Source organism: Cobetia sp. LC6, from assembly GCF_030264805.1.
GTDB lineage: Bacteria > Pseudomonadota > Gammaproteobacteria > Pseudomonadales > Halomonadaceae > Cobetia.
In genome coordinates this window covers 1-3248 of sequence record NZ_JASSPL010000025.1, presented here as the reverse complement: position 1 = coordinate 3248, position 3248 = coordinate 1, and the positions used below count along the sequence as shown (strand labels likewise).

The 3248-nt window shown below is 53.8% G+C and carries 2 rRNA genes; both read right to left on the bottom strand.

The features are described 5' to 3' along the window. Window positions 1-21: 21 nt before the first annotated feature. A 5S ribosomal RNA gene (rrf, locus tag QQF40_RS16930) occupies window positions 22-137 on the bottom strand. A gap of 138 nt (window positions 138-275) precedes the next feature. Next, a 23S ribosomal RNA gene (locus QQF40_RS16925) occupies window positions 276-3163 on the bottom strand. Window positions 3164-3248 lie beyond the last annotated feature (85 nt).

Genomic DNA, 3248 nt, shown 5'->3' with positions numbered 1-3248 from the left:
CAGGGGCGGTTCAGTATAAGTGCCTGACGATGACCTACTCTCACATGGAGAAACTCCACACTACCATCGGCGCTAAGCGGTTTCACTTCCGAGTTCGGCATGGGATCGGGTGGTTCACGCTCGCTATGGTCGTCAGGCGAAACGGTGGCATCTTGCGATGCCTGAGTCTCGAGGCTTGTGACCTCGCGACTCGCAATATGAATCATGCTGACCGATATATCGTCGATCCTGTCGCAATCCCGGCGGTTTGCCGGAGCAAACCCCTTGGGTGTTATATGGTCAAGCCTCACGGGCAATTAGTACTGGTTAGCTCAACACATTGCTGTGCTTCCACACCCAGCCTATCAACCTTGTAGTCTTCAAGGGCCCTTCAGGAGGCGCAAGGCCTCAGGGAAGTCTCATCTTGAAGGGGGCTTCCCGCTTAGATGCCTTCAGCGGTTATCCCGTCCGAACGTAGCTACCGGGCAATGCCATTGGCATGACAACCCGAACACCAGAGGTTCGTCCACTCCGGTCCTCTCGTACTAGGAGCAGCTCTTCTCAAACTTCCGACGCCCACGGCAGATAGGGACCGAACTGTCTCACGACGTTCTAAACCCAGCTCGCGTACCACTTTAAATGGCGAACAGCCATACCCTTGGGACCGACTTCAGCCCCAGGATGTGATGAGCCGACATCGAGGTGCCAAACACCGCCGTCGATGTGAACTCTTGGGCGGTATCAGCCTGTTATCCCCGGAGTACCTTTTATCCGTTGAGCGATGGCCCTTCCATACAGAACCACCGGATCACTAGAACCTACTTTCGTACCTGCTCGACGTGTCTGTCTCGCAGTCAAGCACCCTTATGCTCTTGCACTCAATGCACGATTTCCAACCGTGCTGAGGGTACCTTCGTGCTCCTCCGTTACTCTTTAGGAGGAGACCGCCCCAGTCAAACTACCCACCATACACTGTCCTCGATCCGGATGACGGACCTGAGTTAGAACGCCAATGATGTCAGGCTGGTATTTCAAGGTTGGCTCCACCGCATCTGGCGACGCGGTTTCAAAGCCTCCCAGCTATCCTACACAGACAACATCAGCATCCAGTGTAAAGCTATAGTAAAGGTTCACGGGGTCTTTCCGTCTAGCCGCGGGTACACAGCATCTTCACTGCGATTTCAATTTCACTGAGTCTCGGGTGGAGACAGCGTGGCCATCATTACGCCATTCGTGCAGGTCGGAACTTACCCGACAAGGAATTTCGCTACCTTAGGACCGTTATAGTTACGGCCGCCGTTTACCGGGGCTTCGATCAAGAGCTTCGGACGAATCCTAACCCCATCAATTAACCTTCCGGCACCGGGCAGGCGTCACACCCTATACGTCCGCTTGCGCGTTTGCAGAGTGCTGTGTTTTTAATAAACAGTTGCAGCCACCTGGTATCTTCGACCGGTAAGAGCTTACGGAGCAAGTCCTTCACTCGAACCGGTGCACCTTCTCCCGAAGTTACGGTGCCATTTTGCCTAGTTCCTTCACCCGAGTTCTCTCAAGCGCCTTGGTATTCTCTACCTGACCACCTGTGTCGGTTTGGGGTACGGTCGCATGTGATCTGAAGCTTAGAGGCTTTTCCTGGAAGCGTGGCATCGATGACTTCCTGACCGTGGTCAGTTCGTCTCGCATCTCGACCTCGGAGGAACCGGATTTGCCTGATTCCTCGGCCTACATGCTTTCACCAGGACAACCAACGCCTGGCTCACCTAGCCTTCTTCGTCCCCCCATCGCAACCACATCCGGTACGGGAATATTAACCCGTTTCCCATCGACTACGCGTTTCCGCCTCGCCTTAGGGGCCGACTCACTCTGCTCCGATTAACGTAGAACAGAAAACCTTGGTCTTCCGGCGGGGGAGTTTTTCACTCCCCTTATCGTTACTCATGTCAGCATTCGCACTCGTGATACCTCCAGCAGACTTCTCAATCCACCTTCATTGGCTTACACGACGCTCCTCTACCGCTCATCCAGAGGATGAACCCGTAGCTTCGGTACCTGATTTAGCCCCGTTATATCTTCCGCGCAGGCCGACTCGACTAGTGAGCTATTACGCTTTCTTTAAAGGATGGCTGCTTCTAAGCCAACCTCCTAGCTGTCTGAGCCTTCCCACATCGTTTCCCACTTAATCAGGATTTTGGGACCTTAGCTGACGGTCTGGGTTGTTTCCCTTTTCACAACGGACGTTAGCACCCGCTGTGTGTCTCCCACGCTGCACTCACTGGTATTCGGAGTTTGCCTCGGGTTGGTAAGTCGGGATGACCCCCTAGCCGAAACAGTGCTCTACCCCCAGCGGTGATACGTGAGGCGCTACCTAAATAGCTTTCGAGGAGAACCAGCTATCTCCGGGCTTGATTAGCCTTTCACTCCGATCCACAGCTCATCCCAGCATTTTTCAACATACTTGGGTTCGGGCCTCCAATTGATGTTACTCAATCTTCACCCTGGCCATGGATAGATCGCCCGGTTTCGGGTCTATACCCTGCGACTGGTCGCCCAGTTAAGACTCGGTTTCCCTACGCCTCCCCTATACGGTTAAGCTCGCCACAGAATATAAGTCGCTGACCCATTATACAAAAGGTACGCGGTCACACCACGAAGGTGCTCCCACTGCTTGTACGCATACGGTTTCAGGATCTATTTCACTCCCCTCGCCGGGGTTCTTTTCGCCTTTCCCTCACGGTACTGGTTCACTATCGGTCAGCCAGGAGTATTTAGCCTTGGAGGATGGTCCCCCCATGTTCAGTCAGGGTTTCTCGTGCCCCGACCTACTCGATTTCACGTGACTCAGACTTCGACTACGGGACTATCACCCTGTATCGTCAAGCTTCCCAGCTTGTTCGCCTGTCAGTTGTCACGCTTAAGGGCTGGTCCCCGTTCGCTCGCCGCTACTTGGGGAATCTCGGTTGATTTCTTTTCCTCCGGGTACTTAGATGTTTCAGTTCCCCGGGTTTGCCTCTATAGGTTATGTATTGGCCTATAGATACTCACCTGATGGTGAGTGGGTTTCCCCATTCGGAAATCGTTGGGTCGCAGGGTATTTGCCACCTCGCCAACGCTTATCGCAGGCTATCACGTCCTTCATCGCCTCTGGCTGCCAAGGCATCCACCGTATGCGCTTAATCGCTTGACCATATAACCCCAAGGGGTCTGTCAAGGATTACGAATCTGTCGGACCTCTCCGACATATCGTTTGATGGAGATGTGCTTGGCGCACA